Consider the following 25,754-nt stretch of genomic DNA (forward strand, 5'->3'; position numbering starts at 1 on the left):
CGCTTACCGGGCCTACGGGAAACGTGCCACTTATTTAAAAATTGAATTCAAACGCTGCAACACCAACAACGCGCTGTAATAATCCAGGCGGAACGTCTCCGTTCCCAGCGCCCAGACGCGCTTGTTCTTGACCGACGGCAGATGCGCCAGCAGCGGATTGGCGTAAATCGCGTCCACGTCTTTCTGGTCGCCGGCAAACACGAACAGCCCTTCGCCGTTCAGCCCCGTCGCCAGGTTTTCCCCGCCCAACTGAATAATGTCGTGACGCTTGCCCTGGCTTTGCGAGGTGTGCAATCCATCAGGTAACGCCGCCAGCGTGAAGCCCAGCTGGTGCAGCAGCTTGCCCTGAGCCGAGTCTGTCGTCCACAGGTTCGCCGTGTGCGCCGCGGCGGTGTAGACGATGGCGTTCACCGGCTGCGGCGGCAGCTTCATCTGCTGCTTCACCTGGGCGAGCTGTTTATCGAAGGCAGCGAGGCGCTCTGCGGCCTGTGTTTCCTGCCCGGTGATCGTCCCCAGCTGGGTCAGCAGTTCCTGCCAGCTTTTGTCGTCGTAGTTAATGATAAGCGTCGGGGCGATGGCGGAAAGCTGATCGTAGAGTGCCAGAGCGGAATCCCCGCCGGTGGCGCTGATCAAAATCAGGTCCGGCATCTGGGCCGCGACCGCTTCGGCGCTCGGCTCGCCGATGTACAGCCGGGCAACCTTACGCTGTTTCGCGATATCGCCCCACTGACGTAAAAAGCCCTGTGCATCCGCCACGCGGTTGTTTGGCGTGGTGGCTCCGCTGGCAATAACCGGGGCGTCAATGGCCAGCAGGGAGCCGGTTAGGGTCACGCTGGTGGAGACAATGCGCGTCGGTTTGCTCTCCAGCGTATGTACGCCGCGGCTGTCTGTGACCTGACGCGGCCAGTCGGCGGCCGTCGCTGAGGTTAGTCCTAAAACAAAAAGTCCTGTTAAAAGAAAGGCATTACGGCAAACGGCAGGGAGTTTCACAGAGCGGCATCCTGTTTTTGTTGAAGTTAATGCTTCTCATTTTCATGATTGCGGGGAAGGTATGCAAGCGTTAGTCGCACAAGTTGTTTGCTCTGCGGTTGACACCAGGGCGATGTGGGATTAGGTTAGCCGACGAAAATATAAATGATAATCATTATTACTGCTTTTATCATTTTAGGAGGATGATATGGATACGTCATTGGCTGAGGACCTTCAGCACACCGCGACCACGCTGCAATCAGACAGCTTTTTCTTTATGTCGCCCTATCGCAGTTTTACCACGTCAGGCTGTTTTGCCCGTTTTTCTGAACCCGCCGTCGGCGGTGACGATCCGGCGGGCCCCTTTCAGCAGAAATTAGCTCAGGCTTTCCAGAATGCGAAAAACAGCGGCATTGCCCATCCGGTGATGGTAGGGGCGATCCCCTTCGATACCCGCAAACCGTCATCGCTGTTTATTCCGCAACGCTGGCAAACCTTCTCTCGCCCGGCGCGTCAGCAGTCCGCACGCTACGCCTCCGGCGCGCAGACGCTGAATGTGCAACAACGCACCGAGATCCCGCCGCAGCCGGTTTTCGAGGAGATGGTCGCCCGCGCCGCGTCGCTCACCGCCACGCCGCAGGTGAATAAGGTGGTGCTGTCGCGCCTGATTGATATCGCCACCGACAAACAGATTGATAGCAGCGCGCTGATGGAGCGTCTTATCGCCCAGAACCCGGCGAGCTTTAACTTCCACGTACCGCTGGAAGACGGCGGCGTGCTGCTGGGCGCCAGCCCGGAACTGCTGCTGCGTAAAGAGGGCGCGCACTTTAGCTCGCTGCCGCTGGCGGGCTCTGCGCGCCGTCAGCCGGACGATGTGCTGGATCGCGAAGCGGGCACTAAGCTGCTGGCCTCCGAAAAAGACCGTCACGAGCACGACCTGGTAACGCAGGCGATGAAAACCATTCTGGAACCGCGCAGCCATCATCTGACCATGCCGGCTTCCCCGCAGCTCATCACCACCCCGACGCTGTGGCATCTGGCGACGCCGGTAGAAGGTGACGCGCGTGAAAACGAGAACGCTCTGACGCTGGCCTGTCTGCTGCACCCGACGCCAGCGCTAAGCGGCTTCCCGCATCAGGCGGCAAAAGAGCTGATTGCCGAGCTGGAGCCGTTCGATCGTGAGCTGTTCGGCGGCATCGTCGGCTGGTGCGACAGCGAAGGTAACGGCGAGTGGGTGGTAACTATCCGCTGCGCGCGGCTGCATCAAAATACCGTTCGCCTGTTTGCCGGCGCGGGCATTGTGCCTGCTTCCTCCCCGGTGGGCGAGTGGCGCGAGACGGGCGTGAAGCTCTCCACCATGCTCAACGTGTTTGGTTTGCACTAAGGAATACTCATGACCATCCCTTTTACCCGCTGGCCTGAGGATTTTGCCCGCCGCTACCGTGAAAAAGGCTACTGGCAGGATCTGCCGCTGACCCACATCCTGACGGACCATGCGGACAACGATGCGGTCGCGATAATTGACGGCGATCGCCGCATCACCTACCGCGCGTTTAATCAGGCGGTGACGAATCTGGCGTCTGTCTTTCAGGCGCAGGGGCTGCATCGCGGCGAGACCGCGCTGGTGCAGCTCGGCAACGTGGCCGAGTTCTACATCACCTTCTTCGCGCTGCTGCAAATCGGCGTCGCACCGGTCAACGCGCTCTTTAGCCATCAGCGCAGCGAACTCAACGCCTACGCGGAGCAGATCAAACCCGCCGTGCTGATTGCCGACCGCGACCACACGCTGTTCGCGGGTGATGATTTTCTCAATACCTTTGTGGATGCGCATCGCTCGGTACGCGTTGTGCTGCTACGCGGCGATAAGGGCGAACACGCGCTGGAGGCGGCGATTGCACGCCCGGCGGACAATTTCATCCCGAACCCGACGCCCGCCGACGAAGTGGCGTTCTTCCAGCTCTCCGGCGGCAGCACCGGCACGCCGAAGCTGATCCCGCGTACGCACAACGACTACGACTACAGCATCCGTCGCAGCAACGAAATCTGCGGTATCACTGCGCACACCCGCTATCTGAACGCGCTTCCCGCGGCGCATAACTACGCCATGAGCTCGCCGGGATCGTTAGGCGTCTTCACCGCGGGCGGCTGCGTGGTGCTGGCGAACGATCCGAGCGCCACGCTCTGCTTCCCGCTGATTGAGCAGCATCAGATAAACGTCACCTCACTGGTGCCGCCCGCGGTCAGCCTGTGGTTGCAGGCGATTGCCGACGGCGCGGGGAACGCCCAGCTGAAATCCCTTGAACTGCTCCAGGTAGGCGGCGCACGTCTCTCCGCCACGCTTGCGGCACGTATTCCGGCGGAAATTGGCTGCCAGCTTCAGCAGGTGTTTGGCATGGCGGAAGGGCTGGTGAACTACACCGCCCTCGACGATGCGCCGGAGCGCATCATCAATACCCAGGGCCGCCCGATGTGCCCGGACGATGAAGTGTGGGTGGCGGACGAGGACGGCAACCCGCTGCCGCGCGGGGAAGTCGGGCGTCTGATGACGCGCGGCCCTTACACCTTCCGCGGCTATTTCAATAGCCCGGAACACAACGCCAGCGCCTTTGATGCCAACGGTTTCTACTGCTCGGGCGATCTGATCGCCATCGATGAGCAGGGTTACATCACCGTGCAGGGGCGCGAGAAAGATCAGATCAACCGCGGTGGCGAGAAGATCGCCGCCGAAGAGATCGAAAACCTGCTGCTGCGCCACGACGCGGTGATCCACGCCGCGCTGGTGAGCATGGAAGACAGCCTGCTGGGCGAAAAAAGCTGCGCGTACCTGGTGGTGAAACAGCCCCTGCGCGCGGTGGAGGTGCGCCGCTTCCTGCGCGAGCAGGGCGTCGCCGAATTTAAGCTGCCGGACCGCGTGGAGAGCGTGGATGCGCTTCCGCTCACGCCGGTCGGCAAAGTTGATAAGAAACAGTTGCGCCTGTGGCTTGCTGAACGCGCCCGGGGCTGAGGAACAGAGAATGGCCATTCCAAAATTAACCGCATACGCGCTGCCAACCGCCGCCGAACTGCCGACCAGTAAAGTGAACTGGGCGTTTGAACCGGAGCGCGCCGCGCTGCTGATCCACGATATGCAGGAGTACTTCCTGAACTTCTGGGGCGAAAATAGCGACATGATGCAGCAGGTAGTGGCGAACATCGCTAAACTGCGCGCGTACTGCAAAGAGCACAATATTCCAGTGTACTACACCGCGCAGCCGAAAGATCAGAGCGATGAAGACCGCGCCCTGCTGAACGATATGTGGGGGCCGGGCCTGACTCGCTCGCCGGATCAGCAGCGCATCGTCGCTGAGCTGACCCCGGACGAAGCGGACACTGTGCTGGTGAAGTGGCGCTACAGCGCGTTTCACCGCTCGCCGCTGGAGCAGATGCTTAAAGAGACCGGGCGCAACCAGCTTTTGATCACCGGCGTGTACGCCCACATCGGCTGCATGACCACCGCCACCGACGCCTTTATGCGCGACATCAAACCGTTCTTTATCGCCGACGCGCTGGCGGATTTCACCCGCGACGAGCACCTGATGTCGCTGAAATACGTGGCAGGACGTTCGGGCCGCGTGGTGATGACCGACGAGCTGCTGCCGTCCGTTCCGACAACGAAAGCCGCGCTGCGTGAGCTGATCCTGCCGCTGCTGGACGAGTCCGACGAGCCGATGGATGACGAAAACCTGATCGACTACGGTCTGGATTCAGTGCGCATGATGGCGCTGGCCGCCCGCTGGCGCAAAGTGCACGGCGACATTGATTTCGTGATGCTGGCAAAAAATCCGACCCTCGATGCCTGGTGGGCGCTGCTCTCCCGCGAGGTGAAGTGATGGCTTTTGATTTCACCGGTAAAACGGTCTGGGTGACGGGCGCGGGTAAGGGCATTGGTTATGCGACCGCGCTGGCATTTGTGGAGGCCGGGGCGCAGGTGACCGGGTTCGATCTGGCTTTCCCTCACGGCGAATATCCGTTTGCCACCGAAACGCTGGACGTGGCGGATGCGGTGCAGGCGAGTGACGTCTGCGGGCGTTTGCTCAGCAGCCTTGAGCGGCTCGATGTGCTGGTTAACGCGGCGGGCATTCTGCGTATGGGCGCGACGGATCAGCTCTCGCAGGAGGACTGGCAGCAGACCTTTGCGGTCAACGTCGGCGGCGCGTTCAACCTGTTCCAGCAGACGATGGGCCAGTTCCGTCATCAGCAGGGGGGGGCGATTGTGACGGTGGCCTCTGACGCGGCGCACACGCCGCGCATCGGCATGAGCGCCTACGGCGCGTCGAAAGCGGCGCTGAAAAGCCTGGCGCTGACCGTCGGGCTGGAACTGGCGGGCAGCGGCGTACGCTGTAACCTGGTGTCGCCGGGTTCAACGGATACCGACATGCAGCGCACCCTGTGGACCAGCGATGATGCGGAACAGCGGCGCATTCGCGGCTTTGGCGAGCAGTTCAAGCTCGGCATTCCGCTCGGTAAAATTGCCCGTCCACAGGAGATTGCTGCGACCGTGCTGTTCCTGGCATCCGATGCCGCCAGCCATATCACCTTGCAGGATATCGTGGTGGACGGCGGCTCCACGCTGGGGGCGTAATGATCTGGAAACGTCATTTAACGCTCGAGGAGCTGAACGTCACCAGCCTGAATACGATGGTGGGGCACCTTGGCATCGTCTATACCCGCCTCGGGGACGATACGCTGGAAGCGGAGATGCCGGTGGATGCCCGCACCCACCAGCCGTTTGGCCTGCTGCATGGCGGCGCCTCGGCGGCGCTGGCGGAAACGCTGGGCTCAATGGCCGGTTTTCTGATGACCCGTGACGGGCAGAACGTGGTGGGCACGGAACTGAATGCCACGCACCACCGCGCGGTCTCTCACGGTAAGGTACGCGGCGTGTGTCAGCCGCTGCATCTGGGCCGTTCCAGCCAGAGCTGGGAGATCGTGGTGTTCGACGAGCAGGGGCGGCGGTGCTGTACCTGTCGGTTGAGTACGATGGTGTTGGGGTAAGTCATTCAGCTGAAAGTGATCGGCTTAACACTGTGGTGTAAATCTCTGGTTTGACCACGCATTATTGCGTTTCAAAGTTGTTAAATTTTATCCGTTGTTCTAGAAACAAAATGTAACATCTCACTGTTTCACAACAACGGACAACAACTATGAACAACTCAGGGAAATACCTTACGTGGGCGGTGCTCTCCGTGGTGGGAGCCTTTGCCCTGGGCTATATCGCCCTCAACCGGGGGGAGCAGATCAACGCGCTGTGGATCGTCGTCGCCTCCGTCTGCATTTATCTGATCGCATACCGTTTTTATGGCCGCTATATCGCTAAGACGGTACTGGGCGTAGACGGCACGCGCATGACGCCGGCCGTGCGTCATAACGACGGTCTGGACTACGTGCCGACCGATAAAAAAGTGCTGTTCGGTCACCATTTCGCGGCGATTGCCGGGGCAGGCCCGCTGGTGGGGCCGGTACTGGCCGCGCAGATGGGCTACCTGCCAGGGATGATCTGGATCCTCGCGGGGGTGGTGCTGGCGGGCGCGGTGCAGGACTTCATGGTGCTGTTCGTCTCCACCCGCCGCGACGGTCGTTCGCTGGGTGAGCTGGTGAAAGAGGAGATGGGCGCAACCGCCGGGGTGATTGCGCTGGTGGCGACCTTTATGATCATGGTGATCATCCTCGCGGTGCTGGCGATGATCGTTGTGAAAGCCTTGACCCACAGCCCGTGGGGAACCTATACCGTCGCCTTCACCATTCCGCTGGCGCTGTTTATGGGGATCTATATCCGCTATCTGCGTCCGGGGCGCATTGGTGAAGTTTCAGTTATTGGCCTGGTGTTCCTGGTGTTTGCCATTATCTCCGGCGGCTGGGTAGCGGAAAGCCCGACCTGGGCGCCGTTCTTCGACTTCACCGGCGTGCAGCTGACCTGGATGCTGGTGGGCTATGGCTTTGTGGCGGCGGTGCTGCCGGTGTGGCTGCTGCTGGCCCCGCGTGACTACCTCTCCACCTTCCTGAAAATCGGCACCATCGTCGGGCTGGCGATCGGCATTCTGATTATGCGCCCGACTCTGACCATGCCTGCGCTGACCAAATTTATTGACGGCACCGGCCCGGTCTGGACCGGCAACCTGTTCCCGTTCCTGTTTATCACCATCGCCTGTGGGGCGGTGTCGGGCTTCCACGCGCTGATCGCCTCCGGGACCACGCCGAAGATGCTGGCGAATGAAAATCAGGCCTGCCTGATCGGCTATGGCGGCATGCTGATGGAGTCCTTCGTGGCGATTATGGCGCTGGTTTCGGCCTGTATTATTGACCCGGGCGTTTACTTTGCGATGAACAGCCCAATGGCGGTACTGGCCCCGGTGGGCACCGTTGACGTGGTGGCCTCTGCCGCGCAGGTGGTCAGCGGCTGGGGCTTTGCGATTACCCCTGAAACGTTGACGCATATCGCTAATGAGGTCGGCGAGCAGTCGATTATCTCTCGTGCAGGCGGGGCACCAACGCTGGCGGTGGGCATGGCCTACATTCTGCACGGCGCGCTGGGCGGGCTGATGGATGTCTCGTTCTGGTATCACTTCGCCATTCTGTTCGAGGCGCTGTTTATTCTGACGGCGGTGGATGCCGGTACGCGTGCGGCGCGCTTTATGTTGCAGGATCTGCTGGGGGTGATCTCCCCGAACCTGAAGCGTACCGATTCACTCCCGGCTAACCTGCTGGCGACGGCGCTGTGCGTGCTGGCGTGGGGCTACTTCCTGCATCAGGGCGTGGTCGATCCGCTGGGCGGGATTAACACCCTGTGGCCGCTGTTCGGTATCGCCAACCAGATGCTGGCGGGCATGGCCCTGATGCTCTGTGCCGTAGTCCTGTTCAAGATGAAGCGCCAGCGTTACGCATGGGTGGCGCTGGTGCCAACGGCGTGGCTGCTGATCTGTACCCTGACCGCGGGCTGGCAGAAAGCCTTCAGCCCGGACAATAAGGTGGGCTTCCTGGCGATCGCCAACAAGTTCCAGGCGATGATCGACAGCGGTAAGATCCCGGCACAGTACACCGAATCTCAACTGTCGCAGTTGGTGTTTAACAACCGTCTGGACGCCGGGCTGACCATCTTCTTTATGGTGGTGGTTGTGGTGCTGGCGTTGTATTCTCTGAAAACCGCGCTGGCGGCGTTGAAAGTCGACACACCGACGGCGAAAGAGACGCCGTATGAGCCAATGCCTGAGAACCTGGACGAGATTGTCACCCAGGCGAAAGGGGCGCATTAACCCGTGTGCCGGGTGGCGGCTTCGCCTTACCCGGCCTACATTTCCTGTGAGATCAGAACTATGTTCGACACCCTTTCCAAAGCAGGTAAATACCTGGGCCAGGCCGCTAAAATGATGATTGGCGTGCCGGATTACGACAACTACATCGAGCATATGCGCGTCAACCACCCGGATCAGACGCCCATGACCTACGAAGAATTTTTCCGCGACCGTCAGGACGCCCGCTACGGCGGCAAGGGCGGGGCGAAGTGCTGTTAACCCTCTTTTGGTAAATAGAGGCTGATCTGCTCCTGTTTACAGCCGTAAATTGCCGCCAGCTTTTCGCGGGTGCGCTTTTGCGGTCGGGAGTCCAGCGCTTCCAGCTGTGACACGGCGGACTGGCTGATGCCAAGCTTCTCCGCCACCTCCTGCTGGGACATGCCGCGTAAAATGCGCCAGGCGGCCTGTAGGCTGACGTTTTGCCAGGTCATGATGCTGCATACTTCTCCGGGCAATTCCACGTCATCCAGACTATCGTGTTCGACTTCAATATCCTCCAGATCGTCGTCGGTTTCGTCGTCAATTTCTGACATTTGTAAGAGCATACGAAAATATTCGTGATAGGGAATAACGGCGTACTGCGTTTTCCCGTTATCGTCCTTGATTAGCTGAACAGCCATAGGTGGCACTCTCCTCATGCAGGTAAGTCGTTGAAGTTCTGCGCTTGACGGCCAAAACATAACAATGGTTATCAGGATTGTCCCGAAGCGTATAGACGATGCGGTAATCGCCTACGCGAAGCCGGAAATGATCTTCGGTCGCCGATATTTTTTTGATATCGGGCCGGGGAGCCGAGCGGTCATCCAGCTCAGTAAGCTTTACCTCAATGCGACGCTGATACCGCTCGTCAATTCTGGAAAATGCCTTTTTTGCACCATTGGACCAGACAATCTTCATCCGTACCTCCACTGTACGCCCACACAAAATATAAGGAAATAATAAGACTATTAGATAAATTCCGAATTTCTAATGGGGTACTGTAGAGCGGAGAAAAAACGGGTGAAAGCGGCAAAACGCGAATCGTCGAGGCGCCTCGAACAGGCCTCTGCCGGGCGACAGAGGCTTGCAGTAAATTTGCGATCAGGCGTTCAGACCGCCGTCGACATCCAGACCGGTGCCGGAAATTTGCCCCGCGGCCCCAGCCCACGACTGGCGCCAGTAACCAGCGCCTTTTTACCTGTTAAATCGATCTGCATGATGACCTCGTTGCAAGAGTGGAGAGAATCATCATTAGGTATAGCCCGTCGGCGCGATTAGCGGCTGAAGGATTCCACCTTCTCAAACGCGGCGCGCAGCACCTCAGGCGTTAACGTCACCGGCAGATAGTGAATCGACTCCACCGGGCGCAGGGTGTGGGCAATGACCTTATCCAGCTCGTCGCGGTTGTGAATATCGACGTCCAGCTCGCGAAGCGTGGTCGGCAGATTGAAGCGCTGGTACGCCGCCACCAGCTGCGCCAGCACGTCGTCCTGACCGAGCAGGGCGCTCTGCACCAGAATGCCGTAGGCCACCTTGGTGCCGTGCAGGTATTTTTCCGTCTGCGGCAGCACGGTTAACCCGTTGTGCACCGCGTGCGCCGCCGCCACGCGGGTATAGCGCTCACCCAGACCGCCGACCATTCCGCCTCCGGCAATAATCGCATCCACCACGTCCCGGAACGCCTGCGTCTGTTCGCCGCGCTGCTGATCCGCAAGCGCCTCTTCGCTGCGTGCCAGCAGCACGTCACGGATCGCCAGCGCACCGTTCAGGCCAAGACGCACGGTCAGCGGCAGACTCTCAGGTTGAGGGGCGAGCACCGCCGCTTCGTACCACTTCGCCAGCGTATCGCCGATGCCCGCCAGCAGATATTCCGCCGGGGCGTTAAGGATGATCTGCGGCTCCACCAGCACCAGAAAGTTGGCGTCGTCAAAAATCTCAAACTGTAGCGCCTGACCGGCATCGTTGTACCAGACGGAGAGCGGGGTCCACGCCGCGCAGGTGGCGGCGATGGTGGGAATGCCCACGAACGGCACGCCCAGACGACGCGCCACGGCCTTGACCGTATCCATCACCGCGCCGCCGCCCACGCCAATCACCACGCTGGCTTCATTTCCCGACTCGTTCACCAGATGAGTGACGTCACGCTCGCTGCAATGGCCCTTAAACAACAGATGTTTTGCCCCCGTCGCGTTAAAACTCTGCGGCAGATAAGGGCGTGCGCCCTCGATTGCCCGCTCGCCGTAGATCCACACCGCGCGGGAAAGCTGTTCCGGAGTAAAGAAATCATCCAGGCGCGCAAGGCTTCCCGGATGAGAGAAGTAGTTCGCCGGGCCGGGCACGACGCGGATATCGGTGTTGCTCATGAAGTTGTCCTTTTTTAGCAAGCGCTAACCCGATGTTATGTCTGGACATCCGGATGGCTAATAATATTTCGCTTTATCTTATGCCTTTTCCGTCGTTGTCAGTCAACAGGAGCTGTGAAAAATTCGCTAAATCAGAAGAGTAATGAAGGATTTACGCGGATGGTTTCCAGTCGCCTTGAGATGCGCGGTATAAGCCTGGCCTTTTCCGGCTTTCAGGCCCTGTCACGCGTGGATTTCACCCTGAACGGCGGGTCGGTGCATGCGCTGACCGGCGCCAACGGTGCGGGGAAATCGACGCTGATGGCGGTGCTGTGCGGGACGCACGATCGTTATGAAGGCGAAATCTGCATTAACAACCAGCCGGTAAGCATCCGCGAGCCGCTGGACGCTAAACGACTGGGTATCCACCTCGTGCAGCAGGAGGTGGATGTGGCGCTTATCCCCGGGTTAAGCATTGCCGAAAACATCATGCTCGACCAGCTGGCGCAGCCGGGGCACCGCTACAGCTGGCGCACAATTCGTCAGCAGGCAAGGCAGGCGCTGGCGCAGCTGGATGTTTCGCTTGACGTTCGCCGCTCCATCGACAGCTGTTCGCTGGCTGAAAAACAGCAGATTTTGCTGGCGCGGGCGCTGTCGCACCACTGCCGTTTTCTCATTCTTGATGAGCCCACCGCGCCGCTGGACGCGCACGAGAGTGAGCGTCTGTTTGCGGTAGTAAGACGTCTGCAACAGCAGGATATCGGCGTGGTGTTTATCTCTCACCGCATTCACGAGCTGAAGGCCATCTGCGACACCCTGACGGTGCTGCGCGACGGCAGGCTGATTGAGTCCGGCCCGATGGCGGATCTGAGCGGAGAGGAGATCGTCGAGAAGATGCTCGGCCACGAGCTGAGCGATATCTATCCGCCCCCGCGTCCGCCGCACGGTGAAGAGACGCTGCTGCGGGTGGAAGGGCTGCACGACGACGCGCTGCTGAAAGATATCTCCCTGCACCTGCGCAAAGGCGAAATCCTCGGCATTGCCGGGCTGGCGGGAGCGGGGAAAACGGAACTCTGCAAGGCGCTGTTTGGCGCCAGCAAAAGCCGCGTCGCGAGCGGCGAGCTGAACCATCAGGCCTGGAAACCGCGCGATCCGGCAGACTCGGTACTGCGCGGTCTGGCGCTGGTGCCGGAGGAGCGGCGCAAAGAGGGCATTTTTATCGACGAGCCGGTGAGCATGAACCTTGCCGTGTGCGCCGATAACAGCTTCTCGCGCTGGAGCCTGTTTGGTCATCGTCAGGCGTGGCGCTGGGCAGAAGAGGTGATTGCCCGCGTCGGTGTGCGCACGCGCGGGCCGGGGCAGGTGCTGCGTCGGCTTTCCGGCGGTAACCAGCAGAAGGTCGCCATCGGCAAATGGCTGCGCAATGACGCCAGCGTGCTGATATTCGACGAGCCGACCAAAGGCGTGGACGTGAAGGCCAAAACCGATCTGTTTCAGCTGATCGACGGCCTGGCGCGCGAGGGCAAAGGTGTCATTTACGCCTCGGGCGAGTTCGCCGAGCTGGTCGGGCTGTGCGACCGCATCTGCGTGCTGTGGGACGGACGCATCGTGGCGGAAATCGCCGGAGCCGAGGCCCGGGAAGAGACACTACTTTATTATTCAACCGGAGGAACGGCGTCGTGAGCAAGGCCCTTTCAGTGAACGCGGCGGCGTCTGGCCGTCAGCAGATTTTCGATTTTCTCTACAGGTGGGGCATGCTGTTGACCGTCGTCGCGCTGGTGGCGGTGTTTGGCCTGGCGTCGGACAGCTTCCTCGATCCGAACAACATCATCAACATTCTGCGCTCGATTGCCATCGTGACGGTGATTGCCATCGGCGTCTCGATTTCGCTGACCGTCGGCGGGTTCGATCTCTCGGTGGGGTCAACCGCGTCGCTGGCGAACGCGCTGGTGATTTCGCTTTTCGTCTGGCACGGCTTCGGCACCACCGAGTCGATTCTGCTGACCCTTGCGCTCTGCACGCTGGTCGGCCTGTTTAACGCCTTTCTGATCGTCATCCTGCGCATTCCGGACATGCTCGCGACCCTTGCCAGCCTGTTTGTCATCCAGGGCGTGGCGATGACCTACAGCTACGGCGGGTCGATTACCGAGAACATGGTGCTGCCGAGCGGCGACATGGCGGAAGGGACCATTCCGGCGGCGTTCAGCCTGCTGGGGCAGGTGCCGACCATTGTGATCGTCATGCTGGTGGTGACGATTCTGGCGCAGCTTGGCCTGTCGCTGACCACCCACGGACGCCGGATGTACGCCATTGGCGGCAACCCGGAAGCTGCGCGTCTCTCCGGTATTCGCACCACGCGCTACAAGGTGGCGGCCTACGTGATCGCCTCGCTGCTGGCGGGACTGGGCGGAATTTTGCTGGCTTCGCGTATCGGTTCATCGCAGGTGAATGCGGGGGGCGGCTACCTGATGGATGCGGTGGCGGCGGCGTGGATCGGGTTCTCGCTGGCCGGGTCCGGCAAGCCGAACGCGCTGGGCACGCTGGTGGGGGCGGTGATCCTCGGCGTGCTGTCGAACGGGCTGGTGATGCTCTCCGTGCCGTATTACGCCATGGACATTATAAAAGGGCTGGTGCTCGCGATGGCACTGGCGATTACTTACATACAAAAACGCTGACAACACAACGGGATAATAAATGAAAAAGATTGCGCTCTCTTTGGTAGCTCTTGGATTACTCACTTCTTTGCCGGGCCTGGCGGCTACCCCCGCGCCGGTTCCGGCCGCCATTGCCAGCCATGACGGCCCCATTCGCATTGCGGTGATCCGCAACCTGGGCTCGGACGACAACACCACGCAGTTTGTTGCCGGGGCGATTCAGGAAGGGAAAAAGCTCGGCTTTAAGGTCAGCACGTTTTTAAGTAACGGGGACGACGCCAGATTCCAGGATTTCGTGAACCAGGCCATCAGCCAGAAATACGACGGGATTATTCTCTCTCAGGGGCGCGATCCGTACTCCACCGCGCTGGTAAAGAAGGCGGTGGATGCCGGGATTAAAGTTTCGGTGTTTGATACCGCCGTGAACGGCGAGATCCCGGGCGTAACCGTTACCCAGCAGGACGATGCCTCCCTGACCAACCTCTCTTTTGGTCAACTGGCGAAAGATTTCAACGGCAAGGCCAATATCGTCAAGCTGTGGGTCGCGGGCTTCCCACCGATGGAGCGCCGTCAGGCGGCCTACAAAGAACTGCAAAAACAGTATCCGGAGATTAAAGAGCTGGAGTCCATCGGCGCGGTCTCCTCGGACGTGCAGGGCGACACCGCCAACAAGGTGGGGGCGATCCTCGCGAAATACCCGAAAGGTAAAATCGACGCCATCTGGGGGACCTGGGATGCCTTCAGTCAGGGCGCGTATAAGGCGCTGAAAGAGAATGGTCGCACCGAGATCAAGCTCTACAGCATCGACATCTCCAACCAGGATCTCCAGCTGATGCGCGAGCCGGGTAGCCCGTGGAAGGTGAGCGTGGCGGTAGATCCGAAGCTGATTGGCGCGACCAACGTACGCCTGATCGCCAATAAGATTGCCGGAGAAGCGACGCCTGCCACCTACGATTTCAAGGCGGCGGCTATTCCGCAGGCGCTGCTGACCGCCCAGCCGGGCGCGGTGAACGTGGCGTCTCTGGGGAAAATCATTCCGGGCTGGGGCCAGACGGAAGATTTTATCGCGCCGTGGTTTGCGACGCTTGAAGCCAGGTCAAAATAATGCCCGGTGGCGCTTCGCTTACCGGGCCTACGGTGTTGTAGGCCGGATAAGGCGCAGCCGCCATCCGGCGAAAGGACTTATACATGTCTGCATTACCTCAACCCGAATACAGCCGCAATATGCGGCTGATTGGCCACAGCGACCAGGGCGGTCGTCCGGACGGTGTACAGCTGATGGTGCACCGTGGTTTCGCCTATATCGGTCATATGGTGTCGCAGGGCTTTTCCATTGTTGACGTGCGCGATCCGAAAAAACCAAAAGCCGCAGGTTACGTGCCCGCGCCGCCGGGTACCTGGAACGTACACCTCCAGGCGCACGACGATCTGCTGCTGGTGATCAACGCCCGGGATCTGTTTGCCGATGCGCGTTTTGCCGATGAGAAGGTCTACTACACCCGCCAGGTGGGGGAGACCGTCAGCGACGTGCAGGATAAAGTCTGGAGCGCCGGGCTTCGCGTCTTTGATATCTCCACGCCGGACAGGCCACGCGAAATCGGCTTTCTGTCGCTGAGCGGCATCGGCATTCACCGCATCTGGTACGTCGGCGGCCGCTGGGCCTACGTTTCAGCGCTGATCGACGGCTTTACCGATTACATCTTTCTGATCATCGATCTTGCGGACCCGCGTAAGCCTGAAGTCGCGGGGCGCTGGTGGCTGCCCGGGATGAACCAGGCCGAAGGTGAGAAGCCGGACTGGCCGGAAGGCAAACGCTACGCGCTGCACCATGCGATTATTGCCGGCGACACCGCGTATGGCAGCTGGCGTGACGGCGGCCTGACGCTGCTGGACGTGAAGGACCGCACCCGGCCTAAGCTCATTAGCCACCGTAACTGGAGCCCGCCGTTTGGCGGTGGGACGCACACCGCGCTGCCGCTGCCGGACCGCGACCTGCTGGTGGTGCTGGACGAGGCGGTGCTGGATAACCAGCAGGACGGCGAAAAGCTGATCTGGCTGTTTGATATCCGCGAGCCGTCGAATCCGGTAAGTATTGCCACCTTCCCGCAGCCGGATGAAACTGACTACGTGGCGAAAGGGGCGCATTTCGGCCCGCACAACCTGCACGAAAACCGGCCGGGGAGCTTCGTCAGCTCAACGCTGATCTTCGCGACGTACCAGAACGCGGGCGTGCGCGCGTATGACATTTCCAATCCGTATCGCCCGGTAGAAACGGGAGCACTGGTGCCCGCGGCGCCGGAGAGGATGATGGATACGCGGCCCAACCGCCCGCAGGTGATCCAGTCGTGTGACGTATTTGTGGATGCGCAGGGGATTATTTACAGCACGGACTATAACGGCGGGATGTCGGTGATTGAGTATCTGGGGTGAGTTTTTGCCGGGTGGCAGCTTCGCCTTACCCGGCCTACATTTTGCACCCGTAGGCCCGGTAAGCGCAGTGCCACCGGGCAAACGTTCTCAACTGTACTGCCGCACTCTCGCCACCAGCTCTTCCGCGCTGTCGATGCGGTCGGCAATGACAATCAGCGCTTTACCGAGGGATATTGCATGGCGGAGGCATTCGTGGCGCATGGCTTCATCCTGGATGGTATCGATATCCGCCACGTGTGAAAGCCCGACGCTGCGGCGAATCAACTCGGTGCCGCAAAACCCGATGGCGTCATGCCAGACCTTTTTCAGGAACGCGGAGGCATAGCCCGGCGCGCTGAGTGCGGCGTCGCGGGCTTTCTCGTTTGCCAGCGCCTGGAAGCGCTCCGCGAAGGTGTTCCACAGTTCCTGAATATCGGTCAGGCGCTGCTCGCGCGCGGCGGCGGCATCGCGAATGCCGAGGTGCCCAGGCAGGCCGCAGAAGTTCAGCAGCAGGTTGCCGATGGCGGTGCCAACGTCAAAGCCAATCGGCCCAAAATAGCCGAACTCAGCGTCGATGGCCTTCAGGCTGCCGTCGGCCACAAAAATCGAACCGCTGTGAATGTCTCCGTGCAGCAGGGCTTCGGCGTGCGAGAAAAAGCGGTGCTTGAGGGAGGCCACGGCGATTTTAAGCTGGGCGTCGTCGCGCAGGGCGGCAACATCGTTTTCCAGCTCGGCCGGGTAGCTGTTGCGCGCGTGGATCTGGTACGGATCGTTAAAGAACAGATCTTCGGTGATCTCGCACATCTCCGGGTTGATGAATTTCGCTACCTGCGCTTTTTTATCGTGCGGATGCAGATAAAAATCGCTGGTGTGAAACAGGGTGTGAGCCAGATATTCCCCCAGCTGACGCGCCGCCTGGGGGTAGTAAATGTTGTTAATCAGCTCGCCGCGCCAGATGCGATGGCTGGAGAGATCTTCCATCACCATCACCGCCAGTTCCGGGTCAAAGTGGTGGATTTTCACCGTGTGCTGCGGGCTGTGCTGGTAATGCTCGACCAGGGTTTGCGCTTCAAGACGGGCACGATCCAGCGTCAGCGGCCAGGATTCGCCGACGCAGCGTACATAGGGCAGCGCCTGCTTAACGACGATGCGGCTCACGCCCGCGCGGTCGAAAATTTTAAAGACCAGGTTGAGGTTGCCGTCGCCGATTTCCTGCGCCTCTACCAGCGATGAAGGATCGTCAAGTCCGCCAAACTGCCTGGCATACTCCACGGCGTCCTGAGCGGTAAAGGTACGGTATTGCGACATGGACTGCTCCTCAGTTTTGCTAATTAAGACATGTAGACGTCTATACATCTGGATTTCATCCTGACACAATGTGCTACAACAACGCAACAGGGAATTAACGACATGCAGACATTACAGACGACCAGCCTGCGGGTGGCGGATAATCAGCTCTTTATTCTCGACCAGCAGGCGCTTCCACAGGAGAAACGCTGGCTGGATGCCTCGACGGTCGAGGCGCTGGTCGGGCACATCCACGCCCTGCGGGTGCGCGGCGCGCCGCTGATTGGACTCTCTGCAAGCCTGCTGCTGGCGCTGTTAGCGGAAAGCGGCAAAAGCCGCGACGAGCTGGCGGTGGCGCTGGAAACCCTGCGCGCCTCCCGCCCGACGGCGGTGAACCTGATGAATAACCTCGATCGCATGAAGATTGCGCTGTGGCAGGAAGATTATATTCCGGCGCTGGTGGCTGAAGCGCTGCGGCTGATTGACGAAGACAAACGGCTCTGTGACGCTATTGCCAGTGCGGGCAGCGCGCTGGTGAAGCCCGGCAGCCGTCTGCTGACCCACTGCAACACCGGCGGGCTGGCGACGGCGGGCGTCGGTACCGCGCTGGGGGTGATTGCTCGCGCGCATCAGGAAGGCAAGGTAAGCAACGTCTGGGTGGATGAAACCCGTCCGCTATTGCAGGGCGGCAGGCTGACCGCGTGGGAACTCGGCGAGCTGGGCGTACCGTATCAGCTGATTACCGACTCCATGGCCGCCAGCCTGATGGCAAAAGGGCAGGTGGACGCCGTGTGGGTGGGTGCAGACCGCATTGCCGCCAACGGCGACGTGGCGAACAAAATCGGCACCTATTCCCTGGCGGTGCTGGCGAAGTTTCACGGCATTCCGTTCTACGTCGCTGCCCCGCAAACGACCCTCGACCCGGACTGCCCGAACGGTGACGCAATCCCGATTGAGCAGCGCGCCGCCAGCGAAGTGACGGGCGTGGCGGGAAGCTTTGGCGCGGTGCAGTGGGCGCCGCAAGAGGCGCAGGTTTATAACCCGGCGTTTGACGTCACGCCCGCCTCGCTGATTAGCGGCTGGGTGCTGGATACAGGCGTGGTCACACCGGACGAGGTGGCGGAAGGGAAATTTGCCTGAGTCCGGCTATTCTTTAAGGGGGTTTCCTGAGAGGACAACATCGTGACGCTCGATCCTGACACAGACTTAAAACTGGAGCGCGTGGTGGATGCACCGCGCGACCTGCTGTGGCTCTGCTGGACCACGCCGGAGCACATCAAAAACTTCTTCATTCCTGCACCGCATAAGGTGATCGACTGCGACCTCGATCTGCGCGTGGGTGGGCGGTTCAACACCATATTTGAGGTGGATGGGCAGCGGATGGATAACCGGGGCGTGTTTCTTGAAATCGACCCGGGGAACAAGCTGGTCTTTACCGACGGTTATACCGAGGGCTGGAAGCCTGCCGAAAAGCCGTTTATGACGGCGATCCTGCTGCTGGAGGACGTTGGGGAGGGCAAAACCCGCTACACGGCGATTGCGCGTCATCCGACGAAGGAAATCCGCGAGCAGCATGAGCAAATGGGCTTCGACGAGGGGTGGGGCGTGGTGCTGGATCAGCTGGTGGGGTATGTGAAGTCTCTTCAACCCCCTCTCCCTTGAGGGAGAGGGTTGGGGTGAGGGGGAGAAGGCGTTGATCATGTTGAAGACAGATTTCTCTTTTTTGTATTCCTCATCTGACGAAATACTGGCGCTCCCTTTTCATCAAAATATCTTTCCGGCCATATCACATCAGGCGGAATGTCTAGCGCCTGAGCGATAAGCAATTCACCTTTAGGCCATGGTCGGGTAAGCGCATTTGCCAGTGTGGATGATGAAAGCCCAGCCTTTCGAGACAAGGCTGCGAGGCTTGTTCCATGTTTCTTTAGTGCGGCGATGATATCGGCAGGATGCCAGTTCTGATGACGCATTGTGTCCTCCTTACATGTGTTCGTTACGCACTCAATTATCCTGTTTTGGGATAAAAACGCAATGGGAGGATATTCGATTTCAGGATATTTGTATGGAATCGGAACAATGGCCTCAGTCTATTCAGAAGAATACCAACGTGTTATCAATGCGTTGAAGAAAGCTCGTAAGGAGAAGGGAATTACTCAGGCACAGCTTGCTGAGGCACTGGGCAAACCGCAGTCGTTTATCGCTAAAGTGGAAAACGGGGAGCGCAGGTTAGATGTGGTGGAGTTTGTGCATCTGGCGCAGATGATAGGATTAGAACCATCAACTGTGATTAATACTATAAAATCCCATGATTAAAATGTGAGGTTTTATGATTGAGAAAGCTTCTGAGTTATTAGAGCGGTTTATAGAAATCGAAAGAAGTAAACTTAATGAAGTTGAAATGCCTCATATGCCTACACTTGGTTCTGCTTATGAAGAAATTACAAAGCAAAGTATTGATCAAGAGTTTATTATCCCTAGCGGATTAGAGCTTAAAGTAGTTTCGGGGTTTATCTCTATACGTGATAAAATTTTATCTAACCAAATTGATGGAATGCTTGTTCATGGAGAAGGGAAAAGGTATGGATTAACTAGTGACTTTATTTATCCTATAGATCAAGTTTTATGTGTTTTTGAAGTGAAGAAAACTTTGAATAAGTCAGATTACGCAGATGCTTTTGACCATCTAAGGTTTATTAGGAAGGAATTTGCTAAATATTTTGAACTTAAATTGAGAGATCCAACATTTAATCCTAATATTTCTATTGCAAGTAAGCACTATTCTCAAATAACAGGAAGAGATGCACCGACTTTTTATAGAGATATTCATTCCTTATCCAAAACAGATGCCATTCTTTTCTATGCTTTGGTACAAGAAAGTCTGGCCCCATCAAGCATTATCCATGGATATGGTGGATATACAACTGAATATGGAATCCGGAATGCCTTTGTTGATATCTTAATTGAGAAAAGTAAGTTATCTGGGGAAGGCTTCGGAGTACCCAGCTTTCCTACATTGGTGACAACTAATAATATCAGTATTGTTAAGGCTAATGGCATGCCTTTTCTTGCTATCAATAAAGATCAGCAATGGTCGGCGTTGGTATCAATGAGGGACAATGCTGCAAGAATTATGTTGGAAATAATCTGGTCAAAAATATCATTTTATTTTGATGTAAAAATGCCATGGGGAAATAATCCAAAAGATGAAATTCTGGCACCGTTATTGTATGCTATACCCGTACATCAGGACGGACGTACTGGTTGGAACTTTAGATATGTAGAAATGAAAGAAAATGAATTAAAAAAGAGAGTATTTCTAAAAAATTGGGAGCCGGAACGTATAGACAAAAAACTACTAGCTGTTTTTCATATCATGTTAATAAATGGCGGTTATATTCATGAGGATCATTTGGCATCGATTGCTGAAAATTATCATGTTACGCAGAAAGAGTTAATGGGAGAAATGATGAGTTTGTTTTTATTTAAACAAGTTGAGCATTACATTCGTCCGATTTCTTCCTGTTTATTGCTTGTTACCGATATTGATGGTTTTAGCTATTTAACGTCAAATCGAGAGAATTTGGATATATGGTGTGATAAAAAAGGGGTGGCAAAAGATTATATTCATTTGATTGTTATAGAGTGATACTTTTCTTTATGACTTCAGTCACAACATTCAACACGGTAATGGAATGACTGAAGTACTAGTAGAATGTTTAATCTAAGCGTGGATACGCATCCGCAATCGCATCCCCGGTAAACTGTGCGACCCAACCCTCCGGGTTATCGAAAATACGAATGGCGGTAAAGTTCGGCTCTGAGCCCATATCAAACCAGTGCGGCGTGCCCGCGGGAACGGAAATCAGGTCGTTTTTCTCGCACAGCACCTGATACACCTCATCGCCGATGTGCAGGCAGAATAATCCCGCCCCTTCCACGAAAAAGCGCACTTCGTCTTCGCCGTGGGTGTGTTCGTTCAGGAACTTCGCGCGCAGCGCCTCTTTCTGCGGATTGTCGGCGCGCAGGCTGATCACATCCCAGCTCTGGTAACCTTTCTCTGCCACCAGCTTGTCGATCGCATGCTGATACGCCGCGATCACGGCTTCAGGCGCGGGATCGTGCCCTAAATCGCGATCCGCCGCCCAGCGTTCAAAACGCACGCCTTTGGCGTTCAGCTGTTGAGCAATCTCGGCGGCGTCGGTGCTGTGCCACTGGTGCTGACTGGCGTCTTTATCGGAATAAATGGTCAATGCGCTCATGAAGGGATCTGCTCCGGATTAATCTCGTCAAACTGGTGGATCTGATGATGATGGCTTGCGCCGTCATCTTCACCGCGAATCAGTTGCAGGGTGCGAAAACCCGCCTGTTCAGCCGCGTCCAGCTCCTGATGAATATCCGACAGGAACAGGATCTGCGACGGGGCGATGCCCGTTTGCGTCGCAATATTTTGATAAGACTGCACCTCGCGCTTGGCGCCAATGTGGGTATCAAAATAGCCGCTGAACAGATGAGTAATATCACCTTCGTCGCTGTAGCCAAATAACAGTTTCTGCGCGGCGACGGAGCCAGAGGAATAAACATAAAGATCAATTCCTTGCGCCTTCCATTTTTCCAGCGCGGGCAGTACGTCAGGATAGAGATGTCCGGTAAAGTCACCGTTGACGTAACCGTCCTGCCAGATGATGCCTTGCAGGGCTTTGAGCGCCGTTGATTTGCGGTCTTCATCCATAAAGGTAAACAGCACGTTGATGAGATCGCTGACGCTGGCATGCGGAGCGCTGATTTCATCGCGCAGGTTGTCCAGAATCGATTTGACCGGCTCGGCGTACTGCTGCGCGGTCACAAAGGCCGCCAGCCGCTCACGCGCGTAGGGGAACAAAACATCATGGACAAAACGGATATCGCTGGTAGTCCCTTCAATATCCGTCACAATCGCGCGAATCATACTCTCTCCCATTGTCGTAAACGCATTTCGCATTCAAATAAGAATTCTAAACCTTCCAGATGACGGCGGGCTTCGGCCACGTCGCGTCCCCAGCAGGTTAAGCCATGGCCGCGCAGAAGAAAACCATAATTAAGCGGGCGTTCCTGCGCGTAATGGGCGATGCGTGAGGCGAGGGCGTCGATGTCCTGGTCGTTATCAAACACGGGGATGGCCACCGTATCCCGGTGCGTGGTCTGCCCGGTAAGGGATTTTTGCATCTCAAAACCGGTGATCTTCAGCTCGGCCTCGTTGACCAGACGCGACAGTACCGTGGCATTGACGGTGTGAACGTGCAGGACGGCGTTAGCCTCGGGGAACAGGCGATAGATGAGGGTATGCAGCCCGGTCTCTGCCGACGGTTTACGGCCAGGCGGCGCCCGGTTGGTGGCGATTTCAACCTGTAGAAAATCGGCGGTGGTCAGGCTGCCTTTGTCTTTTCCGGATTCGCTCAGCCAGCACAGGTGTTCATCCTGACGCACGGACATATTGCCGCCGGTAGCGGGCGCCCAGCCTTTAGCGCCAATCCAGCGGCAGGCCTCGACAAGGTGTGTGAGTTGCAGGTTGTCTGTCATTTCCTTTTACCCTCTCGGCCAGGAATATTTATATCGTTTAGACGTCTAAGCGTCTTGATTGCCAAAGACTAACATCGTGTTATAGTGTCAGCAACATAAGTATTACAGGCAGGCACACTACAATGAGCAATAACCCGTTGATCCCGCAGAGTAAACTTCCGAATCTCGGCACGACGATTTTTACGCAGATGAGCGCCCTGGCGCAGCAGCACAACGCCATTAACCTCTCACAAGGTTTCCCGGATTTTGACGGGCCGAAATATTTGCAGGAGCGTCTGGCGTACCACGTTGCGCAGGGAGCCAACCAGTATGCGCCGATGACCGGCGTGCAGGCGTTGCGTGAAGCCATTGCGGATAAAACGGCGGAGTTATACGGCCATAAGCCTGACGCGAACAGCGATATCACGGTAACCGCAGGGGCGACCGAAGCGCTGTATGCGGCGATAACCGCCCTGGTGCGTACCGGCGACGAGGTTATTTGTTTTGACCCCAGCTACGATAGCTACGCCCCGGCGATTGAACTGGCCGGCGGCGTAGTGAAACGCGTGGCGCTCCAGCCGCCGCATTTTCGTCCGGACTGGCAGGCGTTTGCCGCGCTGCTGAGCGATAAAACCCGGCTGGTGATCCTGAATACGCCGCACAACCCATCGGCGACGGTGTGGCAGAAGAGCGATTTTGCCGCCCTGTGGCAGGCCATCGCCGAACGTGAAATCTATGTTCTGAGCGACGAGGTGTATGAGCATATCTGCTTCGCCGAAGAGGGGCATGCCAGCGTGCTGGCGCATCCGCAGCTTCGTGAGCGTGCAATCGCGGTATCGTCATTTGGCAAAACCTACCATATGACCGGCTGGAAGGTCGGGTACTGCGTGGCGCCCGCCGCCATCAGCGCTGAGCTGCGTAAAGTGCATCAGTATCTGACGTTTGCGGTGAACACACCCGCTCAGCTGGCGCTGGCGGATATGCTGCGCAGCGAACCCGGACACTACCGTGAGCTACCGGATTTCTACCGTGCGCGTCGGGATCGGTTTGTGGCTGCGTTGAGCAAAAGCCGTCTGGAGATTTTACCCTGTGAAGGGACCTATTTCTTGCTGGCCGACTACAGCGCGATTTCCGATCTGGACGACGTGAGTTTCTGCCAGTGGCTGACGAAAGAGGTGGGCGTGGCGGCCATTCCGCTGTCGGTGTTCTGCGCCGATCCCTTCCCGCATAAGCTGATCCGACTTTGCTTTGCGAAGCAGGAATCGACGCTGCTGGCAGCGGCAGCGCGGTTAAACGCGCTCTGACTATTTCACCGTCCAGGCTTCAGAAAAACGACGGTCTGCGAAGAGTTCGAGCAGACCGTTGATCTGCTTCAGACGCAGTACTTCATCGCTGTCCATACCCAACTCCTGGCCAATTTTCTGCTCACTCCAGCCCATAAGCACCAGCTCGCGCACGATTTCTGACATGGCGTTGATCTGGTGGCGTCCGCGCGCGCGGTTGTGGCGAATGGTCGCAGCCATGCGGTCGAACTTTTCCTGCCGCGCTTTACGCAGGCAGGTGACAGGAAGGTAACCCTTAAGCTGGCGCTTCAGGGTCGCCCGGTTACTGCCGATATCATGGCGGTGAAAACCATCGACAATTTCGTAGTGCTGTGGCGCATTTTCCGTCACCACGATAGGCTGTGTGAATCCATCCAGCTCCAGTGACTTGCTGAGCAGCCGCTTTTCCGGTGGCGCGACGTTATTTGGGTTGTAATCGTTAGCGCTGATGTTTGTCTTTTTTATCCACAATACGCAATCGACGGGCTGATCGCGAAAAGGGCTGATTTCATGTAATGCCTGACGAAACGCATTAATAGCGGCTATTCGCTCTTCCTCAGAAAGTGCCTGAAGGTACGTTTCCATTTCGGTGATTATTCGTTGTTGCATAAAATCCCCCATTCCTTGCGTTTTGCTTTCACTCTGTCGCTGTAGCGCTGATAGTGTTTGGGCTTATTTGGGCTAAACGAAAGTGCCCGGCACCAATAGTCATTGTTGAGTAAAACCTTACAAATGCGTCGCCAGGAGGGGATATCTTTTGCACCAATGTCACCCTCCTGCGTATCGGGAATATCGTTCATGCCTCGCTTTTGATACCAGTGGAGATAAACCGCGATTTTATTGCGGTAATGTTCCGCCGTATTTTGCGGCATGCTGTCGAGTAGCAGCATGGCGTATTCGCGCCAGCCAAGATGGTCTGGTTTCAGGATCTTCCGGTGGCCATAAAAATGGTTATCGTGCCCGGCATAAATACCGCCGCTGCGCACCCCGCAGGCACGCTCACACATCGCCGCCCAGCGTTCGGGTTCAATGACATGATAGAGCCACAAGCCCTGACGCTGTTCCGGGCCAAACGGTTCGCAGATGCGCATATAACGCGGCGGCACCCCCGCCTTGTACATCAGGTCGTATAACGGGTTATAGCAACATTTCGATTTCGCGAACCACGTCCAGATGTCGGCGGTTTTCCAGTCGTACAAAGGGTAGATATACCAGGTGTGCCCGCCCGGTGCGACGGTCGTCCAGGGTTTATCGTCAGAAAAGCGCTGCTTACGTGCCGACGCGATAGCCAGAAAGCGGTTGTAGGATTCATCGGCGCGGATCCCCACCATGACGGCGGCAGGACGTTTTTGCGCATACCATTCGGCAAACTCTCGCACGAAGACTTCAAACGTCATTCCCTGCTGATAAAAATCGAAATAGTGATAATCGGTAATGGCATCTTCCGGTGGCTGGCGAACCCAGTTTGTCCCGGGTTCCCAGCACTGCCATTCAGGTTGAAACTGTGACAGGGCGTTCTGGGTCGTGAGCGGAAGCGCTACCCACCAGAACTGATGGATAACATCCCGATACTGCGTTCTCATCGTGTCAACATGCTGAATGGTTGAGGAGAATTGCGCTTCCCAGTCCAGAAAGATGACATCTATTTTTCGCTTTAATTGCCGTGCTTGCTGGGCAACGAGATGCAGCATCACGGTAGAATCTTTTCCACCGGAAAAGGAAACGCATACCCTGGAGAAATTGTTTAGCGTCCAGTCTATGCGTTCCGCTGAAGCGTCTAAAACATTTTCCTGTAAAGGGATTTTATAGATCGACATGGTTAATCGCATCCTGCGTGTTAAATGTCTGGAAAAAATTAAGACGATATTATGAAATCATTTTTCATTATTTTCACGGGATCATTTTTTCAGTTTGCGATTTTTGTATTCA

27 protein-coding genes are annotated in these 25,754 nt (G+C 57.3%); 16 read left to right on the forward strand and 11 right to left on the reverse strand.

The features are described from left to right. Positions 1–30 precede the first annotated feature (30 nt). Positions 31–990: a Fe2+-enterobactin ABC transporter substrate-binding protein gene (gene fepB / locus ACWKXX_RS01550; protein ID WP_261666387.1), complete on the reverse strand. Its 960-nt coding sequence runs from the start codon at positions 988–990 to the stop codon at positions 31–33. A gap of 187 nt (positions 991–1,177) precedes the next feature. Here fepB and entC point away from each other — a divergent pair, with 187 nt between their 5' ends. The 7 genes from entC (at position 1,178) to ACWKXX_RS01585 (ending at position 8,516) form a co-directional block, all read left to right on the forward strand. After that, complete coding sequence (entC, locus tag ACWKXX_RS01555; protein ID WP_017382512.1) at positions 1,178–2,353, forward strand: isochorismate synthase EntC; 1,176 nt, start codon at positions 1,178–1,180, stop codon at positions 2,351–2,353. A gap of 9 nt (positions 2,354–2,362) precedes the next feature. Further along, on the forward strand, positions 2,363–3,973 hold the full coding sequence (gene entE, locus ACWKXX_RS01560; protein ID WP_196278035.1) for a (2,3-dihydroxybenzoyl)adenylate synthase EntE: 1,611 nt from the start codon (positions 2,363–2,365) through the stop codon (positions 3,971–3,973). Positions 3,974–3,983: 10 nt separating this feature from the next. Next, positions 3,984–4,838 (forward strand): isochorismatase, encoded by an 855-nt coding sequence (locus ACWKXX_RS01565; protein WP_047734276.1) that lies wholly within the window; start codon positions 3,984–3,986, stop codon positions 4,836–4,838. Further along, positions 4,838–5,590, forward strand: a complete 753-nt coding sequence (entA, locus tag ACWKXX_RS01570) for a 2,3-dihydro-2,3-dihydroxybenzoate dehydrogenase EntA (protein ID WP_165768964.1) — start codon at positions 4,838–4,840, stop codon at positions 5,588–5,590. The genes ACWKXX_RS01565 and entA overlap by 1 nt, the downstream gene beginning before the upstream one ends. Continuing rightward, positions 5,590–6,003 carry a proofreading thioesterase EntH gene (gene entH, locus ACWKXX_RS01575; RefSeq protein ID WP_196278037.1) on the forward strand — a complete coding sequence of 138 codons (414 nt, stop codon included), beginning with the start codon at positions 5,590–5,592 and terminating at the stop codon, positions 6,001–6,003. The genes entA and entH overlap by 1 nt, the downstream gene beginning before the upstream one ends. Positions 6,004–6,152: 149 nt before the next feature. After that, positions 6,153–8,258 carry a pyruvate/proton symporter CstA gene (cstA, locus tag ACWKXX_RS01580; RefSeq protein WP_261666386.1) on the forward strand — a complete coding sequence of 702 codons (2,106 nt, stop codon included), beginning with the start codon at positions 6,153–6,155 and terminating at the stop codon, positions 8,256–8,258. Between the two features lie 60 nt (positions 8,259–8,318). Continuing rightward, positions 8,319–8,516 carry a YbdD/YjiX family protein gene (locus ACWKXX_RS01585; protein ID WP_126818659.1) on the forward strand — a complete coding sequence of 66 codons (198 nt, stop codon included), beginning with the start codon at positions 8,319–8,321 and terminating at the stop codon, positions 8,514–8,516. On the opposite strand, the gene ACWKXX_RS01590 is transcribed toward ACWKXX_RS01585, so the two are convergent. The 3 genes from ACWKXX_RS01590 to ACWKXX_RS01600 form a co-directional block, all read right to left on the reverse strand. Further along, complete coding sequence (locus tag ACWKXX_RS01590) at positions 8,513–8,917, reverse strand: helix-turn-helix domain-containing protein (protein ID WP_032670385.1); 405 nt, start codon at positions 8,915–8,917, stop codon at positions 8,513–8,515. The two genes, ACWKXX_RS01585 and ACWKXX_RS01590, sit on opposite strands and share 4 nt — an antisense overlap. Then, complete coding sequence (locus ACWKXX_RS01595) at positions 8,889–9,194, reverse strand: type II toxin-antitoxin system RelE family toxin (protein WP_045142683.1); 306 nt, start codon at positions 9,192–9,194, stop codon at positions 8,889–8,891. Before ACWKXX_RS01595 ends, ACWKXX_RS01590 begins: the two co-directional genes overlap by 29 nt. Before the next feature lie 356 nt (positions 9,195–9,550). Then, positions 9,551–10,639: an oxidoreductase gene (locus ACWKXX_RS01600; RefSeq protein ID WP_261666385.1), complete on the reverse strand. Its 1,089-nt coding sequence runs from the start codon at positions 10,637–10,639 to the stop codon at positions 9,551–9,553. 159 nt (positions 10,640–10,798) lie between these two features. On the opposite strand from ACWKXX_RS01600, the gene ACWKXX_RS01605 reads away from it, so the two are divergent. The 4 genes from ACWKXX_RS01605 to ACWKXX_RS01620 all read left to right on the forward strand — a co-directional run bounded on the left by ACWKXX_RS01605 (position 10,799) and on the right by ACWKXX_RS01620 (position 15,702). Next, positions 10,799–12,301, forward strand: a complete 1,503-nt coding sequence (locus tag ACWKXX_RS01605; RefSeq protein WP_261666384.1) for a sugar ABC transporter ATP-binding protein — start codon at positions 10,799–10,801, stop codon at positions 12,299–12,301. Further along, positions 12,298–13,293: an ABC transporter permease gene (locus ACWKXX_RS01610; RefSeq protein WP_032103096.1), complete on the forward strand. Its 996-nt coding sequence runs from the start codon at positions 12,298–12,300 to the stop codon at positions 13,291–13,293. Before ACWKXX_RS01605 ends, ACWKXX_RS01610 begins: the two co-directional genes overlap by 4 nt. 19 nt (positions 13,294–13,312) lie before the next feature. After that, positions 13,313–14,377 (forward strand): sugar ABC transporter substrate-binding protein, encoded by a 1,065-nt coding sequence (locus tag ACWKXX_RS01615; protein WP_032103097.1) that lies wholly within the window; start codon positions 13,313–13,315, stop codon positions 14,375–14,377. A gap of 83 nt (positions 14,378–14,460) precedes the next feature. Next, positions 14,461–15,702 carry an LVIVD repeat-containing protein gene (locus ACWKXX_RS01620; RefSeq protein WP_261666383.1) on the forward strand — a complete coding sequence of 414 codons (1,242 nt, stop codon included), beginning with the start codon at positions 14,461–14,463 and terminating at the stop codon, positions 15,700–15,702. An 87-nt stretch (positions 15,703–15,789) separates the two neighbouring features. Here the strand turns inward: ACWKXX_RS01620 and mtnK are convergent, their stop codons facing one another. Then, entirely contained in the window at positions 15,790–16,989 is a 1,200-nt protein-coding gene (gene mtnK, locus ACWKXX_RS01625; RefSeq protein WP_017694331.1) for an S-methyl-5-thioribose kinase, read from the reverse strand. Between the two features lie 102 nt (positions 16,990–17,091). Between mtnK and mtnA the strand changes: the two genes are divergently transcribed. Together mtnA and ACWKXX_RS01635 are read left to right on the forward strand one after the other, a co-directional pair. Continuing rightward, complete coding sequence (gene mtnA / locus ACWKXX_RS01630; RefSeq protein ID WP_261666382.1) at positions 17,092–18,108, forward strand: S-methyl-5-thioribose-1-phosphate isomerase; 1,017 nt, start codon at positions 17,092–17,094, stop codon at positions 18,106–18,108. Positions 18,109–18,150: 42 nt separating this feature from the next. Then, the gene (locus tag ACWKXX_RS01635; RefSeq protein ID WP_213813006.1) at positions 18,151–18,630 is read left to right on the forward strand and encodes an SRPBCC family protein; all 480 of its coding nucleotides are present in this window, start codon (positions 18,151–18,153) and stop codon (positions 18,628–18,630) included. A gap of 35 nt (positions 18,631–18,665) precedes the next feature. Here ACWKXX_RS01635 and ACWKXX_RS01640 read toward each other — a convergent pair whose 3' ends face one another. Continuing rightward, entirely contained in the window at positions 18,666–18,938 is a 273-nt protein-coding gene (locus ACWKXX_RS01640; RefSeq protein WP_045325706.1) for a helix-turn-helix domain-containing protein, read from the reverse strand. A 106-nt stretch (positions 18,939–19,044) separates the two neighbouring features. Here ACWKXX_RS01640 and ACWKXX_RS01645 point away from each other — a divergent pair, with 106 nt between their 5' ends. Then, a complete protein-coding gene (locus ACWKXX_RS01645) occupies positions 19,045–19,281 on the forward strand; it encodes a helix-turn-helix domain-containing protein (protein WP_045349844.1) in 237 nt (78 codons plus the stop codon). A 13-nt stretch (positions 19,282–19,294) separates the two neighbouring features. Then, positions 19,295–20,614 (forward strand): DUF6602 domain-containing protein, encoded by a 1,320-nt coding sequence (locus ACWKXX_RS01650; protein ID WP_261666380.1) that lies wholly within the window; start codon positions 19,295–19,297, stop codon positions 20,612–20,614. A 70-nt stretch (positions 20,615–20,684) separates the two neighbouring features. On the opposite strand, the gene ACWKXX_RS01655 is transcribed toward ACWKXX_RS01650, so the two are convergent. From ACWKXX_RS01655 to ACWKXX_RS01665, 3 genes are read right to left on the reverse strand one after another with little or no spacing between them, the layout of a single operon-like run. Continuing rightward, positions 20,685–21,227 (reverse strand): 1,2-dihydroxy-3-keto-5-methylthiopentene dioxygenase, encoded by a 543-nt coding sequence (locus ACWKXX_RS01655; RefSeq protein ID WP_261666379.1) that lies wholly within the window; start codon positions 21,225–21,227, stop codon positions 20,685–20,687. Further along, positions 21,224–21,913, reverse strand: a complete 690-nt coding sequence (gene mtnC / locus ACWKXX_RS01660; protein ID WP_047052951.1) for an acireductone synthase — start codon at positions 21,911–21,913, stop codon at positions 21,224–21,226. The genes ACWKXX_RS01655 and mtnC overlap by 4 nt, the downstream gene beginning before the upstream one ends. Continuing rightward, positions 21,910–22,524 carry a methylthioribulose 1-phosphate dehydratase gene (locus ACWKXX_RS01665; protein WP_261666378.1) on the reverse strand — a complete coding sequence of 205 codons (615 nt, stop codon included), beginning with the start codon at positions 22,522–22,524 and terminating at the stop codon, positions 21,910–21,912. Before ACWKXX_RS01665 ends, mtnC begins: the two co-directional genes overlap by 4 nt. 122 nt (positions 22,525–22,646) lie before the next feature. Between ACWKXX_RS01665 and ACWKXX_RS01670 the strand changes: the two genes are divergently transcribed. Next, on the forward strand, positions 22,647–23,807 hold the full coding sequence (locus ACWKXX_RS01670; protein WP_261666377.1) for a pyridoxal phosphate-dependent aminotransferase: 1,161 nt from the start codon (positions 22,647–22,649) through the stop codon (positions 23,805–23,807). Here the strand turns inward: ACWKXX_RS01670 and ACWKXX_RS01675 are convergent, their stop codons facing one another. Further along, positions 23,808–24,434, reverse strand: a complete 627-nt coding sequence (locus ACWKXX_RS01675) for an IbrB-like domain-containing protein (protein WP_023303279.1) — start codon at positions 24,432–24,434, stop codon at positions 23,808–23,810. Continuing rightward, entirely contained in the window at positions 24,419–25,642 is a 1,224-nt protein-coding gene (locus ACWKXX_RS01680; protein ID WP_032103104.1) for a phosphoadenosine phosphosulfate reductase, read from the reverse strand. Before ACWKXX_RS01680 ends, ACWKXX_RS01675 begins: the two co-directional genes overlap by 16 nt. Positions 25,643–25,754: the final 112 nt, after the last annotated feature.

This window comes from Enterobacter sp. UPMP2061 (assembly GCF_053709615.1).

What these genes read in the sequence shown, in the direction of transcription:
- ACWKXX_RS01565 (WP_047734276.1), top strand. Translation starts at nt 3,984, where the DNA reads ATGGCCATTCCAAAATTAACCGCATACGCGCTGCCAACCGCCGCCGAA.
- ACWKXX_RS01615 (WP_032103097.1), top strand. Translation starts at nt 13,313, where the DNA reads ATGAAAAAGATTGCGCTCTCTTTGGTAGCTCTTGGATTACTCACTTCT.
- ACWKXX_RS01655 (WP_261666379.1), bottom strand. Translation starts at nt 21,227, where the DNA reads ATGAGCGCATTGACCATTTATTCCGATAAAGACGCCAGTCAGCACCAG.
- ACWKXX_RS01600 (WP_261666385.1), bottom strand. Translation starts at nt 10,639, where the DNA reads ATGAGCAACACCGATATCCGCGTCGTGCCCGGCCCGGCGAACTACTTC.
- entA (WP_165768964.1), top strand. Translation starts at nt 4,838, where the DNA reads ATGGCTTTTGATTTCACCGGTAAAACGGTCTGGGTGACGGGCGCGGGT.
- mtnC (WP_047052951.1), bottom strand. Translation starts at nt 21,913, where the DNA reads ATGATTCGCGCGATTGTGACGGATATTGAAGGGACTACCAGCGATATC.
- entE (WP_196278035.1), top strand. Translation starts at nt 2,363, where the DNA reads ATGACCATCCCTTTTACCCGCTGGCCTGAGGATTTTGCCCGCCGCTAC.
- entC (WP_017382512.1), top strand. Translation starts at nt 1,178, where the DNA reads ATGGATACGTCATTGGCTGAGGACCTTCAGCACACCGCGACCACGCTG.
- mtnK (WP_017694331.1), bottom strand. Translation starts at nt 16,989, where the DNA reads ATGTCGCAATACCGTACCTTTACCGCTCAGGACGCCGTGGAGTATGCC.
- ACWKXX_RS01590 (WP_032670385.1), bottom strand. Translation starts at nt 8,917, where the DNA reads ATGGCTGTTCAGCTAATCAAGGACGATAACGGGAAAACGCAGTACGCC.
- ACWKXX_RS01585 (WP_126818659.1), top strand. Translation starts at nt 8,319, where the DNA reads ATGTTCGACACCCTTTCCAAAGCAGGTAAATACCTGGGCCAGGCCGCT.
- ACWKXX_RS01670 (WP_261666377.1), top strand. Translation starts at nt 22,647, where the DNA reads ATGAGCAATAACCCGTTGATCCCGCAGAGTAAACTTCCGAATCTCGGC.
- ACWKXX_RS01595 (WP_045142683.1), bottom strand. Translation starts at nt 9,194, where the DNA reads ATGAAGATTGTCTGGTCCAATGGTGCAAAAAAGGCATTTTCCAGAATT.
- mtnA (WP_261666382.1), top strand. Translation starts at nt 17,092, where the DNA reads ATGCAGACATTACAGACGACCAGCCTGCGGGTGGCGGATAATCAGCTC.
- ACWKXX_RS01665 (WP_261666378.1), bottom strand. Translation starts at nt 22,524, where the DNA reads ATGACAGACAACCTGCAACTCACACACCTTGTCGAGGCCTGCCGCTGG.
- ACWKXX_RS01680 (WP_032103104.1), bottom strand. Translation starts at nt 25,642, where the DNA reads ATGTCGATCTATAAAATCCCTTTACAGGAAAATGTTTTAGACGCTTCA.
- cstA (WP_261666386.1), top strand. Translation starts at nt 6,153, where the DNA reads ATGAACAACTCAGGGAAATACCTTACGTGGGCGGTGCTCTCCGTGGTG.
- ACWKXX_RS01640 (WP_045325706.1), bottom strand. Translation starts at nt 18,938, where the DNA reads ATGCGTCATCAGAACTGGCATCCTGCCGATATCATCGCCGCACTAAAG.
- entH (WP_196278037.1), top strand. Translation starts at nt 5,590, where the DNA reads ATGATCTGGAAACGTCATTTAACGCTCGAGGAGCTGAACGTCACCAGC.
- ACWKXX_RS01675 (WP_023303279.1), bottom strand. Translation starts at nt 24,434, where the DNA reads ATGCAACAACGAATAATCACCGAAATGGAAACGTACCTTCAGGCACTT.
- ACWKXX_RS01645 (WP_045349844.1), top strand. Translation starts at nt 19,045, where the DNA reads ATGGCCTCAGTCTATTCAGAAGAATACCAACGTGTTATCAATGCGTTG.
- ACWKXX_RS01650 (WP_261666380.1), top strand. Translation starts at nt 19,295, where the DNA reads ATGATTGAGAAAGCTTCTGAGTTATTAGAGCGGTTTATAGAAATCGAA.
- ACWKXX_RS01620 (WP_261666383.1), top strand. Translation starts at nt 14,461, where the DNA reads ATGTCTGCATTACCTCAACCCGAATACAGCCGCAATATGCGGCTGATT.
- ACWKXX_RS01605 (WP_261666384.1), top strand. Translation starts at nt 10,799, where the DNA reads ATGGTTTCCAGTCGCCTTGAGATGCGCGGTATAAGCCTGGCCTTTTCC.